General features: G+C 71.7%; 16 protein-coding genes. 13 read left to right on the top strand and 3 right to left on the bottom strand.

Features of this window, described 5'->3' with window-relative positions; translation table 11 throughout:
* Positions 1-32: 32 nt before the first annotated feature.
* Complete coding sequence (locus tag AB0L56_RS28095; RefSeq protein ID WP_365427984.1) at positions 33-536, bottom strand: cysteine dioxygenase family protein; 504 nt, start codon at positions 534-536, stop codon at positions 33-35.
* A gap of 712 nt (positions 537-1,248) precedes the next feature.
* Here AB0L56_RS28095 and AB0L56_RS28100 point away from each other — a divergent pair.
* The 3 genes from AB0L56_RS28100 to AB0L56_RS28110 all read left to right on the top strand — a co-directional run bounded on the left by AB0L56_RS28100 (position 1,249) and on the right by AB0L56_RS28110 (position 6,756).
* Positions 1,249-1,512, top strand: a complete 264-nt coding sequence (locus AB0L56_RS28100) for a WhiB family transcriptional regulator (protein ID WP_003975777.1) — start codon at positions 1,249-1,251, stop codon at positions 1,510-1,512.
* 211 nt (positions 1,513-1,723) lie between these two features.
* The gene (locus AB0L56_RS28105; protein ID WP_365427987.1) at positions 1,724-5,299 is read left to right on the top strand and encodes a glycosyltransferase; all 3,576 of its coding nucleotides are present in this window, start codon (positions 1,724-1,726) and stop codon (positions 5,297-5,299) included.
* Entirely contained in the window at positions 5,296-6,756 is a 1,461-nt protein-coding gene (locus AB0L56_RS28110) for a DUF5719 family protein (RefSeq protein WP_365427990.1), read from the top strand. Before AB0L56_RS28105 ends, AB0L56_RS28110 begins: the two co-directional genes overlap by 4 nt.
* A 506-nt stretch (positions 6,757-7,262) precedes the next feature.
* On the opposite strand, the gene AB0L56_RS28115 is transcribed toward AB0L56_RS28110, so the two are convergent.
* Complete coding sequence (locus AB0L56_RS28115; protein ID WP_361027218.1) at positions 7,263-7,727, bottom strand: metallopeptidase family protein; 465 nt, start codon at positions 7,725-7,727, stop codon at positions 7,263-7,265.
* A gap of 281 nt (positions 7,728-8,008) precedes the next feature.
* Here AB0L56_RS28115 and AB0L56_RS28120 point away from each other — a divergent pair, with 281 nt between their 5' ends.
* From AB0L56_RS28120 to AB0L56_RS28160, 9 genes are all read left to right on the top strand, one after another.
* Positions 8,009-8,431, top strand: coding sequence for a DUF3499 domain-containing protein (locus tag AB0L56_RS28120; protein WP_365428020.1), 423 nt, complete (start codon positions 8,009-8,011; stop codon positions 8,429-8,431).
* Positions 8,432-8,581: 150 nt separating this feature from the next.
* The gene (locus AB0L56_RS28125; protein ID WP_361027215.1) at positions 8,582-10,198 is read left to right on the top strand and encodes an L-lactate permease; all 1,617 of its coding nucleotides are present in this window, start codon (positions 8,582-8,584) and stop codon (positions 10,196-10,198) included.
* A gap of 117 nt (positions 10,199-10,315) precedes the next feature.
* Entirely contained in the window at positions 10,316-11,683 is a 1,368-nt protein-coding gene (locus AB0L56_RS28130; protein ID WP_365427994.1) for a phosphomannomutase/phosphoglucomutase, read from the top strand.
* Positions 11,684-12,041: 358 nt separating this feature from the next.
* Positions 12,042-12,212 carry a Trm112 family protein gene (locus tag AB0L56_RS28135; protein WP_079057723.1) on the top strand — a complete coding sequence of 57 codons (171 nt, stop codon included), beginning with the start codon at positions 12,042-12,044 and terminating at the stop codon, positions 12,210-12,212.
* A 102-nt stretch (positions 12,213-12,314) separates the two neighbouring features.
* Positions 12,315-13,442 (top strand): SIS domain-containing protein, encoded by a 1,128-nt coding sequence (locus AB0L56_RS28140; RefSeq protein WP_365427997.1) that lies wholly within the window; start codon positions 12,315-12,317, stop codon positions 13,440-13,442.
* Positions 13,443-13,527: 85 nt separating this feature from the next.
* Positions 13,528-14,679 (top strand): mannose-6-phosphate isomerase, class I, encoded by a 1,152-nt coding sequence (gene manA, locus AB0L56_RS28145; RefSeq protein WP_365428000.1) that lies wholly within the window; start codon positions 13,528-13,530, stop codon positions 14,677-14,679.
* A gap of 134 nt (positions 14,680-14,813) precedes the next feature.
* Positions 14,814-15,794 (top strand): cation transporter, encoded by a 981-nt coding sequence (locus AB0L56_RS28150; protein WP_361027202.1) that lies wholly within the window; start codon positions 14,814-14,816, stop codon positions 15,792-15,794.
* 308 nt (positions 15,795-16,102) lie between these two features.
* Positions 16,103-17,560 carry an adenosylhomocysteinase gene (gene ahcY, locus AB0L56_RS28155; RefSeq protein WP_361027199.1) on the top strand — a complete coding sequence of 486 codons (1,458 nt, stop codon included), beginning with the start codon at positions 16,103-16,105 and terminating at the stop codon, positions 17,558-17,560.
* A gap of 114 nt (positions 17,561-17,674) precedes the next feature.
* On the top strand, positions 17,675-18,289 hold the full coding sequence (locus AB0L56_RS28160) for a hypothetical protein (protein ID WP_365428005.1): 615 nt from the start codon (positions 17,675-17,677) through the stop codon (positions 18,287-18,289).
* Positions 18,290-18,321: 32 nt separating this feature from the next.
* On the opposite strand, the gene AB0L56_RS28165 is transcribed toward AB0L56_RS28160, so the two are convergent.
* A complete protein-coding gene (locus AB0L56_RS28165) occupies positions 18,322-19,278 on the bottom strand; it encodes an RDD family protein (RefSeq protein WP_365428008.1) in 957 nt (318 codons plus the stop codon).
* Positions 19,279-19,371: 93 nt separating this feature from the next.
* On the opposite strand from AB0L56_RS28165, the gene AB0L56_RS28170 reads away from it, so the two are divergent.
* The gene (locus tag AB0L56_RS28170; protein ID WP_365428011.1) at positions 19,372-20,376 is read left to right on the top strand and encodes a stage II sporulation protein M; all 1,005 of its coding nucleotides are present in this window, start codon (positions 19,372-19,374) and stop codon (positions 20,374-20,376) included.
* Positions 20,377-20,765: the final 389 nt, after the last annotated feature.

Raw genomic sequence — 20,765 nt, forward strand, 5'->3', positions numbered from 1 at the left:
GGCCCATCCTTGCAGGCCGCTACGACATCACGTCAGGCAGTTACCGGGCCGGGCGCCTGCCGGGCCTCGCAGTGCGGGGTGTGCATGGGCATCTCGGTGAGGCCCGGGTAGTAGATGTGCAGGCTGACGGCGCCCTCCAGCGCGTCGTTGACGACGTGGTGCGCATAGCCCGGCGCGAACACGCGCTGCGCGCCGGCCGCCAGACGGCGCATGCCGCGCGCGGTGTGCTCGGTGAGGGTGCCCTCGAGAACGGTGAGCACGCCGGAGGAGCGGCCGTGGTCGTGCAACCCGCTGCCCTGGCCGGGCACCCAGGACAGCAGCCACACCTCGTAGCCGGGCCCGGTGCGCAGCCGGTGGTACCAGCGGCTGGTGGCGTCGTAGCGGACGAGGTGCTCCCACTCGGAGCGGTCGGCGGCGATGGAGCGGGCCAGTCCGGCGAACTCGGCGACGGTGGCCGGGTGCTCGCGCGGGGGCTGCAGCAGATGGGGGACTTCGAGGATGTCGCCGGCGATCTGGAGGTCGCTGTCGCTGTTCATGGGTGCGGAGGTTCCTTGGCGGGGGAGCGGCGGGGAGGCGGGTGTCGCGTCACGCCCGGATCGCGGGCGGCGGCGAGGGGTGCCCTGGTGGGAGCGAAGGAAACGGTGGCCGAGTCGCGTCAACTCAGCGACGGCGGGAGCGCGTGGGGCTCAACAGCCGGAACAGCGACAGCTACAGCGAGCCCGGGCAGCACCGAGGAACCCGGCGGAGCGGGTTGAGGTGAATGCCTGATTCGCGAGCATGCCCACTAGGACAGCGGTTCACTCATCCACTGTCAACTCGACGCCCGGTATGTGGGACATGGTTCACCTCATCCGGTTCATTTCGCAGGCGAAAGGTTTGCTCAATCGTTTCCCGGGACACAAGGTGCGCACGGCCGGGTGCCGTGCACGTCGTTGCGATCCCGTGATCCGACTGTGATCCGGTTCGCTTCGTCGCGCAGGTCGAAACGAGATCGATCTCCTGGGCGTCCTCCCCTTAGGGGCTCTGCGTGGGGCCGGCAGCCCTCGCGGGCCCCACGCGCGTGTCAAGGTTTAGGGTGATTTGAACACTTTCCGCTCGGCCTTGGTTCCGCAGAGTGAATAAGGGGCCCAATAGCAGATCTCGGCTTGACTCGCCCGGAGCAGCACACTTGTAATTTCACTCGTGTCGTTCAGCCGGAATCGGTAACGGCTACATCACGGGGACGCGAAAGACGGACGAGGGGCGCACATGACCGAGCTGGTGCAGCAACTGCTGGTCGACGACGCGGACGAGGAGCTCGGCTGGCAGGAGCGCGCGCTGTGCGCCCAGACCGACCCCGAGTCCTTCTTCCCCGAGAAGGGCGGCTCGACGCGGGAGGCCAAGAAGGTCTGCCTCGCCTGCGAGGTCCGCTCCGAGTGCCTCGAATACGCCCTCGCCAACGACGAACGCTTCGGCATCTGGGGCGGACTGTCCGAGCGGGAGCGCCGCCGGCTCAAGAAGGCCGCCGTCTGACGAACAGGCGTCACCGCCGCACACACCGTCATCCCCGCACGCACATCGCTACTCGTACATACGTGACTTAAGGCCCGTCGCAGGTGGTTGTCCACAGGCGGCGGGCCGCCCTGTTGCCCAGCCGATAGTGTGGTTGCTCGTCCGAGACGCCCAGCTGCCCCACCGGGCACAGGCGTCCCCCACAGTCCACCGAACCGGGGCCCGTACCTCGATGTCCGTGCACAGCCACACGGCAGCCCGGCAAGACCTCGCTGCCACTCCTGAGTTCCCGCGTCACGTGGTGACCGCGGTCCTCGTCTCCCATGACGGCGCCCGCTGGCTGCCCGACGTGCTCGCCGGGCTGCTCGGCCAGGAGCGCCCTGTCCAGTTCGCCGTGGGCGCCGACACCGGCAGCGCGGACGACTCCGCACGGCTGGTCACCGACGCCCTCGGCGACCAACACGTGCTGCACCTCGCCCGCCGCACCGGCTTCGGCCAGGCGGTCGAGGAATGCAACCGCAGCGCCCCGTACCTCACGCCGGACGACCTGCCGTACCTGAAGCGGCCCAGCGGCTGGGACCCGGTCACCCGCAGCTGGCGCGACGACGCGTACGACATGCCGGAACTCCCGCACGGCGAACCGGTGCAGTGGCTCTGGCTGCTGCACGACGACTGCGCCCCCGAACCCGACGCGCTGGCCCGGCTGCTGGGCGTCGTGGAGAACGAGTACGAGCTCGGCCGCGACGACGTGGCCGTCGTCGGCCCCAAGCTCCGCGGCTGGTACGACCGCAGACAGCTCCTCGAGGTCGGCGTCTCCATCGCCAACTCCGGCCGCCGCTGGACCGGTCTGGACCGCCGCGAACAGGACCAGGGCCAGCACGACCACGTACGGCCCGTGCTCTCGGTATCCACCGCCGGCATGCTGATCCGCCGCGACGTCTTCGACCGGCTCGGCGGATTCGACCGGCACCTGCCCCTCATGCGCGACGACGTCGACCTGTGCTGGCGCGCCCACTCCGCCGGATACCGGGTCCTCATCGCCCCCGACGCCATCGTCCGGCACGCCGAGGCCGCCTCCCGCGAGCGCCGCACCGTCGACTGCGTGGGCCGCACCTCCGCCTCCCCGCACAAGGTGGACAAGGCGGGCGCCGTCTACACCCTGCTGGTCAACGCCCGCACGGCCGCCCTGCCCTGGGTGCTGCTGCGCGTCGTCCTCGGCACGCTGCTGCGCACCCTCGCCTACCTCGTCGGCAAGGTCCCCGGACAAGCCGTCGACGAGATCCGCGGCCTGATGGGTGTTCTGCTGCGCCCCGAACGGATCCTCGCCGGACGGCGCCACCGCGGCAGCCCGGTCACCGACAAGGGCGAACTCCGGCCACTGTTCCCGCCGCCCGGCGCGACCGTCCGCGTCACCGTGGAACAGGTCGCGAGCAACCTCGTCGGCCGCTCCGACCCCGAAGCCGCCTCCGGCGCGGGACGGCACGGCAGCGCCATCGAGTCCGGACCCGGCGGCGACGACGCCGACTTCCTCGAGGTCGAGCAGTTCGCCCGCCTCAAGCGCATCGCGCGCAAACCCGGCCCGGTGCTCTTCCTGGTGCTGCTGCTCGTCTCCCTCGTGGCCTGCCGCGGGCTCCTCGGCGGCGGCGCGCTCGCGGGTGGCGCCCTGCTCCCCGCGCCCGCCGACTCCGGCGACCTGTGGGCGCGCTATACCGACGCCTGGCACGCGGTCGGCGCCGGCGGCACCGGATCCGCACCGCCCTACCTCGCGCTCGTGGCGGCCCTCGCCTCCCTCCTCCTCGGCTCCACCGGACTCGCCGTCACCATCCTCCTGGTCTGCTCCGTCCCGCTGGCCGGCTTCACCGCGTACTTCGCCTCCCGGCCGCTGGTCGAGTCCCGGCTGCTGCGCGCGTGGGCCGCCGTCGCCTACGCCTTCCTGCCCGCCGCGACCGGCGCCCTGGCCGGCGGCCGCATCGGCACCGCCGTACTCGCCGTACTGCTGCCGCTCCTGGCCCGCGCGGGCATCGCCGCGAGCGGCCTCACCAACCCCTCCGGGGTGCGCGGCAGTTGGCGCGCCACCTGGGCCTACGCGCTACTGCTCACCGTCACCACCGCGTTCACCCCCATCGTGTGGCCCGTCGCCGCGGTCCTCGGCGTCGGCGTACTGGCCCTGCGCAGAACCGACATCCCGGCCTATGGACTCCGCTTCCTGGCCCAACTGGGCACGCCCCTGCTGGTCCTGGCCCCATGGTCGCTGTCCCTGCTCCCGTTCGGCTTCTTCCACGAGGCCGGCCTGGACTACGGCGCCTCCGCCGCGTCCGCCCTCGACCTGCTCGGCGCGAGCCCGGGCGGCCCCGGCACCGCAGGCGGCCTGGTGCTGACCGGCCTGGTGCTCGCCGCCCTCGCCGCCCTGCTCCGCTCCGAACGCCGAACGGCGATCCTCACGACGTGGACGGCGGCCCTGGTGGGCCTCGTCTTCGCCGTCCTGTCCAACGCATCGGCCTGGGCGGGCCCCGCCACCCTCATCTACGGGATCGCCGTCCTGGCCGCCGCCACGCTCGGCGCGGACGGCGCACGCTCGCGTGTCGCCGAGCAGAGCTTCGGCTGGCGCCAGCCGGTCGCCGCCCTGATCGCCCTCGCCTGCGCCGTCGGCCCGCTGGTCCTTGCCGCCGGCTGGATGATCCGCGGTGCCCACGGTCCCGTGGAGCGGCGCGACCCCGTCCAGGTTCCCGCCTTCGTCGCCGAGGAGAGCGGCACCCGCGACCAGGCCCGCACCCTGGTGCTCGACAGCGAGTCGGCCGCCCGGGTCGGCTATGTGCTGGTCCGCGGCTCGGGCGCCCGGATGGGCGACGCGGAGATTGCCGCCGTGGACGGCGAGAACACCAGACTCGACAAGGTGGTCGCCAACCTCGTCGCCGGATCCGGCGCCGACCAGGCCGACGAACTCGGCGGCTTCGCCGTCCGATACGTCCTGGTCCACCAGGGGGCTCCGCGCGAGGTCACCCGTGTCCTGGACGCCACGCCCGGCCTGAGCCGGCTCAGCCAGCAGGCGGGCGGCGCGCTGTGGCGGGTCGACCGGCAGGTCGCCCGCGCGAGCGTCCTCCCCGCCGGCGACGGCGAACCCCAGCCCGTCGCCGCGGGCCCGGTCGAGATCCACACCAAGATCTCCGAGGGCGCCCAGGGGCGGGTCCTCCGCCTCGCCGACACCGTGGCCGAGGGCTGGACCGCCACCCTGGACGGCAAGCCGCTGACCCGCACCACGGTCGACGGCTGGGCCCAGGGCTTCCAACTCCCCTCGTCCGGCGGCGCCTTGGACGTCACCTACGAGGCCCCGATCACCCACACCGCCTGGCTGTGGGCCCAGGGCCTGCTCGCCGTGGTCCTCGTGGTCATGGCCCTGCCCGGCCGCCGCCGCGACATCGACGACGACCTGCCCGAGGAACCGCCCGTCCCCGCCGAGGCCCTGGCCGGCGAGGGCCGCAGGGCCCGCCGCCTGCGCGCCCAGGCAGAAGCGGAGGAAGCAGCCACTCCCACCGAGCCGCCCCCCGTCCCCGCCCAGCCCGACTACGGAAACTGGCACGACGACAACGCCACCCACCCGGCGGACCAGCACCAGCAGTACGCACCGGACCCCTACACCAACCCGTACCAGCCCGACCCGTACCAGCAATACGACCCGTACGCATACGGACAGCAGTACGACCAGACGTACCAGCAGGGCGGCTACGACCCGAACTACACACAGGGCTACGACACTTCGTATGACCCCAACGGCACGGGCAGTGAGCGTCCTGACGGGAGCCGGCAGTGAACCGCACCACCCTGTCCCTGATCGCGGGCGTGACCGCGCTGGCCGCCGTGACCGGCTTCGCCGCCGTGTCCTCACCCGACACCGGGACCACGGACGAGCCGGCCAGGGCGGCGGCTCACCTGCCCGTGGAACGCACGAGCCTGCTGTGCCCCCAGCCCAGCACCTCGGACCTGGCCGAGACGACGTACACGTCCTTCACACCGCCCACCGAGGGCGCGGAAAAGGAAGGCAAGGCCGAACTCCGTCCGGCCACCAGGAAGCCCGGCAAGGCCGTGCTCAAGCCCAAGGACCCCGGCAAACCGGCCGCTGGAGAGGCCTCCGGCGCCGAGGCCCCCGCCCTGATCGGCACCGCGGAGGGCCGCTTCGCGCCCGGCTGGACCGTGCAGCAGACGACCGAGGTGGTGGCGGGCACCGGACGTGGACTGCAGGGCGTCACCTGCACGGCCGCCGACACGGAGTTCTGGTTCCCCGGCACCAGCACCGCAGCCGACCGCACCGACTACGTCCACCTGACCAACCCCGACGACTCGGCGGCGGTCGTGGACATTGAGCTCTACGGCAAGGACGGCGCTCTGAAGACGACGGTGGGGGAGGGCATCACGGTCCAGCCGCATTCCGCCGAGCCGGTGCTGCTGTCCACGCTCACCGACGAGAAGCAGACCGACGTGACGGTGCACGTGGTGGTCCGCAGCGGCCGGGTCGGCGCGGCCGTACAGGCCCTGGACGACCAGCTCGGCGGCGACTGGCTGCCCGCGTCCGCCGACCCGTCAGGCACCCTGGTCCTGCCCGGCATCCCGAAGGACGCCACCGCCGTACGCCTGGTCGCCTTCACCCCGCGCGACGCCGACGTCGACCTGAAGCTCCGCCTCGCCTCACCCACCGGAGAGATCACCCCGGCGGGCAACGAGACGCTGCATGTGAAGGGCGGCATGACGACGGCCGTCGACCTGGGCGACATCACGCGCGGCGAGGCGGGCTCCCTGCTGCTGACGGCACCGGACGGCTCGGTGCCGGTGGTCGCGGCGGTGCGGGTGCTGCGCGGCGAGGGCGAGAACCAGGAGTCGGCATTCATCCCGGCCACACGGCCGGTCGGAACACGCGCGACGGCCGTGGAGAACACGGCGAAGGGCACGACGCTCTCGGTGACCGCGCCCGAGGGCACCGCCGAGATCAAGGTGACCGCTTCCCCGGGCACGGAGGGCGGTACGCCGGCGTCCAAGACGTACACGGTCAAGTCCGGCACGACGCAGATCATCGAGGCGCCTGTGCCGTCCGGGGCGAAGGGGAGTTACGCCCTCACGATCGAGTCCGAGTCGGACGCACCGGTGTACGCGTCGCGCACGCTGTCGACGACGACGGGCGGCGTCCCGTTCTTCACGGTGCAGCCGCTGCCGGACGACAGGGGAACGGTGGCGGTACCGGAGGCGAACGAGGACTTGTCGGTACTGCAGGAGTAGTGGACCGGGGGGTGCTGGCGCCGCCCGATGCTTGAACGCCGCCCGCGTGGGTGTGGGCCGGGGGTGGGTTGCGCAGCCCGGCGCCTGAAGGCTGTCCGGGTGGGTGCCGACCGGGGGGTGTCTGCGCAGCCCGGCGCCTGCGGGGTGCCGTCGCGCCCACCCGTGCCGCCCCAGCGGCACGACTGCCCGCGGATTGCGACAGCGGGCCGCGGATGGCGGCAGTCGGCCGCGGATCATGGCGGCGGGTGGCCGCGGCTATGCCGTCGACGGCGGGCCGCGGGAGTTGCGGCGTGGAAGCAGTCGCCTACGGCGGCCAGGGGGCGGGGCGGGGGTGTTCGCCCGCAGTGGCCGGCGCGTCCGCGCCGCTCAGCTCCACCAAGAAGCGCAATCGCGCCAGTCCGAGGACGGACACCCCCGCCCCGGCCCCGCACCACCCACCACCCGTAGGCGCTACCCAAGCCCCCACCCCACCGCCCGTTGCGCCGCAGGCATCCCCCCACCCACCGTCAGTCCTCCCCGTACCGAGGGTCCACCGTCTCCGGCGTCAGCCCCAGCAACTCCGCCACCTGCTCGACCACGACCTCATGCACCAGCGCGGCCCGCTCATCCCGCCCCTTGGTCCGGATCTCGACGGGCCGCCGATAGATCACCACCCGCGCCGGCCGCCCCTGACGAGCAGCCACGGTCCCGCCCAACGGCACCGCCTCGTCGCTCCACCCCACCCCCGTCCCCGCCACCGCGCCATCCAGCCGCGGCACGTCCAGCACCAGGAAATCGATGTCGGCGAGCTGCGGCCACCGCCGCTCCAACCGTTCCACCGAGTCCTGCACCAGATCTGCGAACGTCTCCGCGCGGCTCGCGGCGAGCGGCACCTGGGGCGGTGCGATGGGCCCGCGCATTCCCCGGCCGTGACGATCACGGCGTCGGGGCCCGGGGCCGGCGGGACGAGAAGGGGTCACAGGGCTGTCCATCACTGCGAAGGGTAGTCGTCACGTCGCCGCCCCGCCCGATCCCCACACGCCTTCGAGCCGACCCGCGCCCCATGTCACAACATGACCATTCCGGCCAAGGTTGGGCTCGTTCCGTATCCCTTCAAGACCAATGACCTCAAGTCGTTTGACGGTGTTTGTGCCATCTGGTGACCGAAATCAGAACCACCCACTCCCCGGGCTCCCCGCGTAGAACCAGGTCAGCAAGGGGTGCCCACAGGGGTATATGGGGCGCTTCCACCACGACACGGTGGAGTGACGTGGTGGAGAGTCGTCGCGGCCCGCTCAAGAGTGCGGTACCGTCCAACATCGTGAGCCCTGTACGTCGCTGTTCGCGCACCGCCTGCGGCCGTCCCGCCGTCGCGACGCTGACGTACGTCTACGCCGACTCGACCGCGGTCCTCGGCCCGCTCGCCACGTACGCCGAACCCCACTGCTACGACCTGTGCGCCGAGCACTCCGAGCGCCTCACCGCGCCCCGTGGCTGGGAGGTCGTCCGCCTCCTCGACGGCTCGGCCCCGGCCCAGCCCAGTGGGGACGATCTGGAAGCGCTCGCCAACGCGGTGCGCGAGGCGGCCCGTCCCCAGGAGCGAGCGGCGGGAGCGGCCGGCGGCTCCCGCACGGCCGACCCGATGGAGGTCGCCCGCCGCGGCCACCTGCGCGTCCTCCGCTCCCCGGACAGCTGACCGGACAACCGCCCCCGGACAACCGCCCACCCTCCCGGTGCACACACATCCACCACCGCACACCCATTGACGGCAACTTGTCACGGACACGACCATTCCGTTTGACGCTGCGAGAGATCGCTTTCGCATGACGGAATCCGGGAGGCGCCCGTGTACGTCCAGGAACTGGAACCCGTCGCCGACTCGCTGGGCCTCTCCGCCTTGGTGGCGGCGCTGCCGCTCGTGATCGTGCTGGTCCTGCTCGGCGGCGTCCGCATGAAGGCCCACTTGGCGGGCCTGATCGGCCTACTGGCGGCGGTACTGGTGGCGTGGCTCGCCTACGGGATGCCGCTGGACCAGACGCTGTCCAGCGCCGTCCAGGGCGCGCTCTTCGGCATCTTCCCCATCATGTGGATCGTCATCAACGCCCTGTGGATCTACCGGATGACCGTCCGCACCCGCCACTTCGACATCCTGCGACGATCCTTCGGGCGCCTCTCCGACGACCCCCGCATCCAGGCACTCGTCATCGCGTTCTGCTTCGGCGCCCTGCTGGAGGCCCTCGCCGGATTCGGCGCACCCGTGGCGATCTCCGCGGTGATGCTGGTGGCCCTCGGCTTCGACCCCGTACGCGCCGCCGTGGTCGCGCTGGTGGCCAACACCGCGCCGGTGGCGTTCGGCGCCATGGGCACCCCGGTGGTGACCCTCGCCCAGGTCACCGGTCTGCCGCTGGACTCCGTGGCGTCCGTGGTCGGCCGTCAGACCCCGCTGCTGGCCCTCGTGGTGCCGCTCGTCCTGGTCTGGCTGGTGGACGGCCGACGCGGCCTGCGCGAGACGTGGATCCCCGCGATGGTCTGCGGAGTCGCCTTCGCCGTGGCGCAGTTCGTCGCGTCCAACTACGTCTCCGCGCAGCTCGCCGACATCGGCGCCGCCCTGGCGGGCGCGGCCGCCCTGATGGCCGTACCCCGCGCACGCGTGCCCGCCGCCGAGACCGTACGGGCCTCCGTGCTGACCGGCGCGCGCAGCGAGGAACTGGACGAGGAGGACCCACGCGGTGAGGTGGTGCGGGCCTACGCCCCGTACGCGCTGATCGTGGCGATCTTCTCCGTCGCCCAGATCCCGTTGGTGAAGGACTGGCTCGCCGGCGCCAACCAGACATACGACTGGCCTCTCCTGGACGTGGCGGGCCCGGACGGTGAGCCCGTCGGCGGCAATGTGTTCACCTGGCCGGTCCTCTCCACGGGCGGCACCCTCGTCCTGATCGCGGGAGTGTGCACGGCGGCGGTGATCGGCGTGCACGCGCGCGTGGCGGTCAGGGAGTGGCTGGAGACGGTGAAGGAACTGAGGTTCGCGATCCTGACGGTGACCGCCGTCCTGGCCCTCGCCTACGTGATGAACCTCTCCGGCCAGGCGGCGACGATCGGCCACTTCGTGGCCGCGGCCGGAGCCGGCCTCGCCTTCCTCTCTCCGGTGCTCGGTTGGTTCGGCGTCGCCGTGTCCGGCTCGGACACCTCCTCCAACGCCCTCTTCGGCGCCCTTCAGGTGACCGCCGCCCAGCAGTCCGGACTCTCACCTGAACTGCTCGCCGCCGCCAACAGCTCCGGTGGTGTCCTCGGCAAGATGATCTCGCCGCAGAACCTCACCATCGCCTGCGCGGCCGTCGGACTGGCGGGCCGCGAGGGCGACCTGCTGCGCAAGGTACTGCCCTGGAGCCTCGGCCTGCTGCTCGTGATGTGCCTGATCGTGGTCGGCCAGAGCACGGCAGCACTCGGCTGGATGCTGCCCTGAGCCTCTAGATGGTGTTCTGAGTCGGCGTCCCGCAAGGACGTTCGGGTGGCCGCGACCGGACTGTCACCCTCTCCGGGTAGTTTGTGCTGACTGACAGGACTTCCGGAAGGGTTGGCCGTGGCTGCTGATCTGTCGCAGATCGTGAAGGCGTACGACGTGCGCGGGGTCGTCCCCGACCAGTGGGACGAGAAGCTCGCCGAACTCTTCGGCGCCGCCTTCGCCCGGGTGACCGGAGCGACCGCCATCGTCACCGGTCACGACATGCGTCCGTCGTCCCCCGGCCTGTCGGGCGCGTTCGCGCGCGGAGCGGCGGCCCAGGGCGTCGACGTGACCGAGATCGGCCTGTGCTCGACCGACCAGCTGTACTACGCCTCGGGTGCCCTGAACCTCCCGGGCGCGATGTTCACCGCCTCGCACAACCCGGCGCGGTACAACGGCATCAAGCTCTGCCGCGCGGGTGCCGCGCCCGTCGGCCAGGACACGGGCCTTGCGGAGATCCGGGAGCTCGTCGAGCGGTGGAGCGAGTCCGGCGCCCCGGAGCCCGCCGCGGGTGCCCCTGGAACGGTCACCCGCCGCGACACGCTGGACGACTATGCGTCGCACCTGCGCTCCCTCGTCGACCTGACCTCGATCCGCCCCCTGAAGGTCGTCGTCGACGCGGGCAACGGCATGGGGGGCCACACCGTCCCGACGGTCTTCGCCGGTCTGCCGCTCACCCTCGTCCCGATGTACTTCGAACTGGATGGCACCTTCCCCAACCACGAGGCCAACCCCCTCGACCCGGCGAACCTCGTCGACCTGCAGAAGCGGGTCCGTGAGGAGGGCGCCGACCTCGGCCTCGCCTTCGACGGCGACGCCGACCGCTGCTTCGTCGTCGACGAGCGCGGCGAACCGGTCTCCCCGTCCGCGATCACCGCCCTGGTGGCCTCCCGGGAACTCGCCCGCAACGGCGGCAAGGGCACGGTCATCCATAACCTGATCACGTCGTGGTCGGTCCCCGAGGTGGTACGGGAGAACGGCGGCACCCCGGAGCGCACCCGTGTGGGCCACTCCTTCATCAAGGCCGAGATGGCCAGGACCGGCGCGATCTTCGGCGGCGAGCACTCCGCGCACTACTACTTCCGCGACTTCTGGAACGCCGACACGGGGATGCTGGCCGCCCTGCACGTGCTGGCCGCCCTCGGCGGCCAGGAGGGCACTCTGTCCGCCCTGGTCGCCCAGTACGACCGCTACATCGGCTCCGGCGAGATCAACTCCACCGTCGACGACCAGGCGGCCCGCCTCGCCGCGATCAGAGCCGCGTACGAGGGCCGCGAGGGCGTCACCCTGGACGAACTGGACGGCCTCACCGTCACCTCCGCCGACTGGTGGTTCAACGTCCGCCCCAGCAACACGGAGCCGCTCCTCCGCCTGAACGCGGAGGCCCGAGACGAACCCACCATGACAAGAATCCGCGACGAGGCCCTGACCATCATCAGGTCCTAACGGTGGTGCGGGGTCGGGTCGGGGACGCGATCCGCGTCAGCCGCCCGCCGCTCCCGCGTCCCGCTGCCGCGATCCGCGGCCCGTGGCCGTACCCGTGCCGCCGCCGCTCCCGCGGCCCGCCGCCGCGATCCGCGGGCAGTCGTGCCGCTGGGGCGGCACGGGTGGGCGCGACGGCACCCCGCTGGCGCCGGGCTGCGCAGACACCCCCCGGCCAGCACCCACGCGGGCGGCACGGGTGGGCGCGACGGCACCCCGCTGGCGCCGGGCTGCGCAGACACCCCCCCCGGCCGGCACCCACGCGGGGCAGTACTGACCAGCGGTACCCTGACCAGCACGTCCACCCAGTGAAGGGACCCCCATGCCACTCGAAGCCGGCCTCCTGGAGATCCTCGCCTGCCCGGCCTGCCACTCCCCCCTCAAGGAGCAGGACACCGAGCTGATCTGCACCGGTCAGGACTGCGGCCTGGCATACCCCGTCCGCGACGGCATCCCCGTCCTCCTCGTCGACGAGGCCCGCCGCCCGGCGTAAACGCGCCACCGGCACCCTGCGCACCGCACCGCACCGCACCGCACCGCACCCCGCGCACCGCACCGCCGACGCCCGCCCCCCGGAGATCGGAGCTGCCGCCCCATGCTCGACGAATCCCTGCTCGACTCCCCGGAGGGCCTCGCCGAGGCCGACCGCCGTGCCCTGCTCCGAGGCGCCGCCGAAGCCGGCGCCCGCGTCCGCACCGCCGTGCGGTACGCCGCCGAGGCCGGCGTCAATGACCTCAAGCCCGACGGCCGCCCCCGGGCCGTGCTCATCGCCGGCCCGGGCGCCGCCGCCACCCAGACCGCCGACCTCCTCGGCACCCTGGCCGGCGCGGGCAGCCCCGTCACCCGCCTCGCCCCCACCGGCGTCGCCCCCGCCGCAGGCGCCCTGCGCTGGGAACTGCCCGGGTGGGCCGGCTCCGTGGACCTGCTGCTCATCGCCACCCCGGACGGCACCGAGCCCGGCCTGACCCTGCTCTCCGAGCAGGCGTACCGCCGTGGCTGCACCGTCGTCGCCGTGGCCCCCGCCCGCACCCCGCTCGCCGAAACCGTCGGCGGCTCCGTCGGCCTGTTCGTCCCCATGGCGACCGCCCCCTACGACCAGGAGGAGCCGCTGGCCGCCTCCGCACCCGGCGTCCTGTGGGCACTGCTCACCCCGCTGCTCGCACTCCTGGACCGCACGGGCCTACTCACCGCCCCGCCCGACGCTCTCCAGAAGGTCGCCGACCGTCTCGACGGCATCGCCGAACGCTGCGGACCCGCCATCGCGACCTACAGCAACCCCGCCAAGACCCTGGCCGCCGAACTCGCCGACGCCCTTCCCATCGTGTGGACAGAAGGAGTCTCGGCCGGCCCGGCGGGCCGCCGTTTCGCCGCCGCCCTCGCCGAACTCTCCGGCACCCCCGCCGTCGTCGCCGAGCTGCCCGAAGCACTCGCCGCCCACAGCGCCCTGCTCGCCGGGCCCCTCGCCGCCAGCGCCGACCCGGACGACTTCTTCCGCGACCGTGTCGAGGAGCCGCCCGCCCTGCACGCGCGCGTGGTGCTGCTCCGCGACCGCCCCATCGGCGGCCTCACCGCCGCCCCCGCCGCCCGCGAACTGGCCCTCACTCACGACACGCCGATCAGCGAGCTGGAACCGGAGGCGGGCGGAGAACTGGAGACCCTCGCGGAACTGATCGCCGTCACGGATTTCGCCGCCGTTTACCTGGCGCTCGCCTCGCGAGCCTGATCACGGACGACATTGGACGACACGGACGACACGCACGGCACCGCGCGCCCGCACGAGAACCGGCAGAAGGAACGCAGAGCACCCCATGGACCGCCTCGACAACACCATCCGCCCCTACGCCTGGGGTTCCACCACCGCCATCCCGCGACTGCTCGGCACCGAACCGACCGGCGAGCCGCAGGCGGAGATGTGGATGGGCGCCCACCCCGGCGCATCCTCACGCACCGACCGGGGCACCCTCGACGAGGTCATCGACGCCGACCCGGAGCGGGAACTCGGCCCGGACGCGGTCGCCAAGTTCGGCCCCCGCCTGCCCTTCCTGCTCAAACTCCTCGCCGCCGGAGCCCCGCTCTCCCTCCAGGTCCACCCCGACCTGACCCAGGCGAAGGAGGGTTACGCGGACGAGGAGCGCCGAAACGTTCCCGTGACCGCCCCGCACCGCAACTACAAGGACGCCAACCACAAGCCCGAACTGGTCTGCGCCCTCACCGAGTTCGACGGCCTGTGCGGCTTCCGCGACCCCCTGAGCGCCGCCGGACTCCTCGACGGCCTCGGCGTGGACTCCCTCAAGCCGTACGTCGACCTGCTGCACGCACACCCCGAAGAGGCCGCCCTGCGCGAGGTCCTCACCGCCATCCTCACCGCCGACCCCGAGGAGATGGCCCGCACCGTCACGGAGACGGCCGCCGCCTGCGACCGCCTCGGCGGCGCCTACGCCCCGTACGCCGACATCGCCCACCACTACCCGGGCGACCCCGGCGTCATCGCCGCGATGCTCCTCAACCACGTCCGGCTCCAGCCCGGCGAGGCCCTCTTCCTCGGCGCCGGCGTCCCGCATGCCTACCTCGACGGCCTCGGCGTCGAAATCATGGCCAACTCCGACAACGTCCTGCGCTGCGGCCTCACCCCCAAGCACGTCGACGTCCCCGAACTCCTGCGCATCGTCCGCTTCGAGGCCCGCGAACCCGGGATACTGCGCCCGGAGGCTGGCCCGGACGGCGAGGAGGTCTACCAGACCCCCATCGACGAGTTCCGCCTCTCCCGCTACGTCCTCCCTGAGAGCGGCGCCACCCACGACCTGACCCTCGCCACCCCGCAGATCCTGCTCTGCACCGCCGGCTCCCTGCGGGCGGGCGAGCACGAACTGACCCCGGGCCGGTCCGTGTTCGTACCGGCCGGTGAACAGGCCCACGTATCGGGTACCGGAACCCTGTTCAGGGCCACGGTCGTCGTCTGATCACCCCGTGACGGCGACCTGATGCGCCGCCGCCGGACCGGGCTGCAACAATGTCCCACCGTCAAAGGACGGGCAAAGCCCCGGCGGCGCACGCACGCCCGGGCCCACGGCGTACGAAGGGACAACGCGAACACATGAGCGCGTCAGGCGGCACCAAGGCGATCGTGGCGGCACTCGCCGCCAACCTCGCGATCGCGGTAGCGAAGTTCGTGGCGTTCCTCTTCAGTGGCTCCTCGTCGATGCTCGCCGAGTCCGTGCACTCGCTCGCCGACTCCGGCAACCAGGGACTCCTGCTGGTCGGCGGCAAGCGGGCCCAGCGCCAGGCCACCCCGCAGCACCCCTTCGGCTACGGCCGTGAGCGCTACATCTACGCCTTCCTCGTCTCCATCGTGCTCTTCTCGGTCGGTGGCATGTTCGCCCTCTACGAGGGCTACGAGAAGATCAAGCATCCGCACGAGCTGGAGCACTGGTACTGGCCGGTCGGCGTCCTCGTCTTCGCGATCATCGCCGAGGCCTTCTCCTTCCGCACCGCCATCAAGGAGTCCAACGTCCTGCGCGGCCACCGGTCCTGGAAGGAGTTCGTCCGTCACGCCAAGGCGCCCGAACTGCCGGTCGTCCTCCTGGAGGACCTCGGCGCGCTCGTCGGTCTGGTGCTCGCCCTCGGCGGTGTCGGACTGGCCCTCGCCACCGGCGACAGCGTCTGGGACGGCATCGGCACCCTGTGCATCGGTGTGCTGCTCATCCTGATCGCCCTGGTTCTCGCCGTGGAGACCAAGTCGCTGCTGCTGGGTGAGGCAGCGGGCGCCGAGGAGACCCGTAAGATCGAGGCCGCCGTCGTCGACGGCGACACCGTCACCCGCATCATCCACATGCGCACCCTCCACATCGGCCCGGAGGAACTGCTGGTCGCCGCGAAGATCGCCGTTCGGCACGACAACACCGCCACCGAGATCGCCGCCGCCATCGACGCGGCCGAGTCCCGCATCCGCGAGGCCGTCCCGATCGCCCGTCTGATCTACCTCGAGCCCGACATCTACAGCGAGACCGAAGCCGCCAAGGGCCCGGACCCCGAGGCCACCCCCGGCGGCCCCGCCTCGCACGGCACCGAGCACTAGGCGCACTGATCACACACCGCACGGACCCTCCGTGCGCGACGAGGCCCGCCGGCCCCGATTCGGCCTGATGTGTACGCGGCCGGACTGGGGGCCGCCGGGCCTCGCGGTGTAGCTTGGGACGGAGCCAGACGTCGCTGCTGATGGCGGTCGGGCGGTCCCACCGGGACCGGCCGAGGGAGAGAGGGCCTCCGACGGACTGCGCTGCGCGTACGCGGGCATGCCTGTGTCCTCTTCGGGGCACCCCTGTGTCCGCCGCCGCGCAGACCAGCCGTACCCACCTCGACCCACACCCCGAGGAGCAGCTCGCAATGACGACTGTCGACAACCGACAGGACTTCAAGGTCGCCGACCTCTCCCTGGCCGAGTTCGGCCGCAAGGAGATCACCCTCGCCGAGCACGAGATGCCCGGTCTGATGGCGATCCGCAAGGAGTACGCCGAGGCCCAGCCCCTGGCCGGCGCCCGGGTCACCGGCTCCCTGCACATGACCGTGCAGACCGCCGTGCTCATCGAGACCCTGGTCGCCCTCGGCGCGCAGGTCCGTTGGGCGTCCTGCAACATCTTCTCCACCCAGGACCACGCGGCGGCCGCCATCGCCGTCGGCCCGAACGGCACGCCCGAGAACCCGCAGGGCATCCCGGTCTTCGCCTGGAAGGGCGAGACCCTTGAGGAGTACTGGTGGTGCACCGAGCAGGCGCTGACCTGGCCGGACAGCCCCACCGGCGGCCCCAACATGATCCTCGACGACGGCGGTGACGCGACCCTCCTCGTCCACAAGGGCGTCGAGTACGAGAAGGACGGCAAGGCCCCCTCGCCCGACACCGCCGAGTCCGACGAGCACCGGGTCATCCTCGAACTGCTCAACCGCACCCTGGGCGAGAACCCGCAGAAGTGGACCCAGCTCTCCTCCGAGATCCGCGGTGTCACCGAGGAGACCACGACCGGCGTCCACCGCCTGTACGAGATGCAGCGCGACGGCACCCTCCTGTTCCCGGCGATCAACGTCAACGACGCCGTCACCAAGTCGAAGTTCGACAACAAGTACGGCTGCCGCCACTCCCTGGTGGACGGCCTCAACCGCGCCACCGACACCCTGATCGGCGGCAAGACCGCGGTCGTGTGCGGCTACGGCGATGTCGGCAAGGGCTGTGCGGAGTCCCTGCGGGGCCAGGGCGCCCGCGTGATCATCACCGAGATCGACCCGATCTGCGCCCTGCAGGCCGCGATGGACGGCTACCAGGTCACGACGTTGGACGAGGTCGTCGAGACGGCCGACATCTTCATCACCACGACCGGCAACAAGGACATCATCATGGCCAGTGACATGGCCAAGATGAAGCACCAGGCCATCGTCGGCAACATCGGCCACTTCGACAACGAGATCGACATGGCCGGCCTCGCCAAGGTCCCCGGCATCGTCAAGGACGAGATCAAGCCGCAGGTCCACACCTGGACCTTCCCCGACGGCAAGAAGATCATCGTGCTGTCGGAGGGCCGCCTGCTGAACCTGGGCAACGCGACCGGCCACCCGTCGTTCGTGATGTCCAACTCCTTCGCGGACCAGACCCTGGCCCAGATCGAGCTGTTCACCAAGCCCGACGAGTACCCGACCGGCGTCTACGTGCTGCCCAAGCACCTCGACGAGAAGGTCGCCCGCCTCCACCTCGACTCGCTCGGCGTGAAGCTGACCACCCTCCGCCCCGAGCAGGCCGAGTACATCGGCGTGAAGGTCGAGGGCCCGTACAAGTCGGACCACTACCGCTACTGAGCCCACGCTCCCCGGCAGGAGGTCCTCAGAGGCAGGCCCCCGCACCCCCGTGCCGGGGGCCTGCCCCTTGGGCGGACCGGAGACCGGCCCAGACCGTCACGACCCAGGACCCCCATGCCCCGCGGCCGTTATTCGCTCCACGATCCGCACGATCACAGCCCCCTTGCAGAAGAGCACTTCCACTGCGCCCCCGGCCCCTCCGGCTGGCGCTACGTCTCCCAGCTCACCGCCCCCTCCGGCGATCACCTGGGCTCGGTCGACCTCGCCCTCGACGAACTCGGCCGCCCCATCCGCCTCGAACTCCACGCCGCGAGCTGGCAAGTCCGCGGCGCCGCCCTCGACGGCGTCACCTGGGTCCGCACCGACCCCACCGGGACCCACGCCACCGAAGGCAATGTGCGCGCCCACGCCTTCACCGGCTCGTCCCCCGCCTTCCTGGTCGCCACCGCCCGTCTCCTCCGCCTCACGCCCTCCGCGACGGCCACCCGCGTACGCCTCGTGGCCTTCACCGATCCGGTCCTCGCCCCACGCACCCTGGACCAGTCCTGGGCGCTGGTGAAAAGAGAAACACACACCACTGACAACGGCCCCCTGACCGTGGACGAGTACCAGGTCACAGCCCTGGACACGGGCGAACAGCATGCCGTGTACCTCGCCGGCGACGTGGTGCTCGCGGCTCCGGGCATCGAGCTGGAGGACCTCGAATCACCACCGTCGGTCTTCAACTGACCGAACGTCTGACCGACCGTCCCCGAAGCCGTCTACGCCGGTGGTACGAACCCCGTCGCCGGCCGATCGCCCGGCACCGTCCCGCCCTGCGGCGCGGCCTCCGGGTACGCGGGAGGAGCGGGAGGAACGGAGGGCCGCACCACCGGCGCTACCACCGCGGCAGGCTGGACGGGAGGCGCCGGAACACCCGCGGCACCGGCCCCACCGGCCGCCCCGACCTGCCCCCCACCCGCTGCGGCCCCGCCCCCGAACGCCCGCCGGGCCTCACGGGCCTGCCGCTCCTGCACCACCGCCGCCAGATACGCGGCTGGCGGCACCCCAGGCGGCACCGGCGCTCCCGTACGCTCCGCCAGGTCCGAGGCCAGCCGCTCGGCCATCGACCAGCCGACCTGCGGATCCAGCTGCCGCATCCGCGTCAGGTACTGACGGACGGCAAGCCAGAGACCATCGGGCACCGCCGACAGATCGAGCCCGGAGAAGCGCCCCGCCAGCCACGGCGGAGGCGGCGGCACGAAGTCGGCCCGGCCGGCCGGCACCCGCTCCCGGACGACCAGAGTCCCCGCGAACACATCTCCCAGCCGCCGGCCACGCGCCGAGACCAGCGAGGCGATCACCGCCACGACCCCCAGCGTCATGAGGATCTCGATCACGCCGATCAGTCCCCGCACCAGCGCATGCCGGAACCGGATAGGCCCGCCGTCGTCCCGTACCACCCGCAGCCCGCACGCCAGCTTCCCGAGCGACCGTCCGTGGCTGAGCGTCTCGACCACGATCGGCCCGCCCACCAGGACGAGGACGAACGCCGCGATCGATATCGCGGTCTGCGCCGCCTCATCCAGGGAGGCCGTTGCGGCCACAAGACCAATGGTCACCGCGATGTACGCGGCCACGGCCGCCGCAAGATCGAGCAGCACGGCCAGTGCCCTGCTGGGCAGCCTCGCGGGGCGCAACTCCAGCGCCACCGCCTCGCCCGTCACCAGCTCACTCACGCCTGCCGCCCTTCCCTGACCTGCCCCGAACACCGCCAGTCTGCCAAGCTGATGACCCGACCGCCGACGAACAGCCGAGGAGCAGGCACACCGATGGACCTCGACGTCTTCGTCTCCGCCCACCGCGCGGAGTGGGACCGCCTCGATGCCCTCCTCCGGCGCCGCCGCCTCACCGGCGCGGAGGCCGACGAACTCGTCGCCCTCTACCAGCGGGCCGCCACCCACCTCTCCCTGATCCAGTCGGCCGCTCCCGATCCGCAGCTGACCGGCCGGCTCAGCCAACTGGTGGCCCGCGCGCGCAGCGCCGTGACCGGTGCCCGCCGTGCATCCTGGCGCGACGTCACGCGCTTCCTGACCCACAGCTTCCCGGCCGCCGTCTACAGGTCGCGCCACTGGTGGGTGCCCACGGCACTGCTCTCCACCGCCGTGGCGGCCCTGCTGGGCTGGTGGATAGGCACCCACCCCGAGGTACAGGCGTCCATCGCCGCCCCCAGTGAACTGCGCGAGCTCACCCGCCCCGGCGGCCAGTACGAGACGTACTACTCGAGCAACCCGGCGGCCTCCTTCGCCGCCCAGGTCTGGACGAACAACGCCTGGGCCGCGGCCCTCTGCCTCATCCTGGGCGTCTTCCTCGGCCTGCCGGTACTCTGGATCCTCTTCCAGAACATGCTCAACCTGGGCGTCGGCTTCGGGCTGATGTCGTCAGCCGGCCGCCTCGACACCTTCCTCGGCCTCGTCCTGCCGCATGGTCTCCTCGAACTGACCGCGGTCTTCGTCGCCGCCGGCACCGGACTCCGCCTCGGCTGGACCGTCATCGACCCGGGCCCGCGCACCCGGCGCACGGCCCTCGCGGAAGAAGGACGGGCAGCCCTGGCCATGGCGATCGGCCTGGCCCTGATCCTCTTCGTCTCCGGGGCCATCGAAGGCTTCGTCACCCCGTCGGGCCTCCCCACATGGGCCCGCATCACGATCGGCGTCCTGGCCGAGCTGGCGTTCCTGGCCTATGTCTATGTCCTCGGCGGACGTGCGGCACGCGCCGGCGACACCGGCGACCTCGAGGCGTCCGAGCGCAGCGCCGACGTGCCTACCGCCGCGTGATGTGCGTACGGCGGCGATGAGCTGCTAGTCTCTTCTTCGCCCCGCAAGAGCCGTTGACACGGAGCGTGCGGGGAGGTAGGTTTGAACAGTTGCCTGGAGACGGGGTCTCACCCGGAAGGCGACAGTGAACATCTAGCCGCTTCTCAACGAAACGATGATTTCGTGGAAGCACCTCCCGATGAATCGGAAAACGAAGGCCGGTCAGTCCGCCCTGAAACTTCTGATAAAGTCGGGTCCGCCGGAAAGGGAAACGCGACAGCGTGAACCTGGAAAGCGCCGAGAAAATCGGATCGGAAAGATCTGATAGAGTCGGAAACACCGAAGGGAAGCGCCCGGAGGAAAGCCCGAGAGGGTGAGTACAAAGGAAGCGTCCGTTCCTTGAGAACTCA

It is taken from the genome of Streptomyces sp. NPDC052079 (genome assembly GCF_040680275.1).
In the GTDB taxonomy this organism is placed as follows: domain Bacteria; phylum Actinomycetota; class Actinomycetes; order Streptomycetales; family Streptomycetaceae; genus Streptomyces.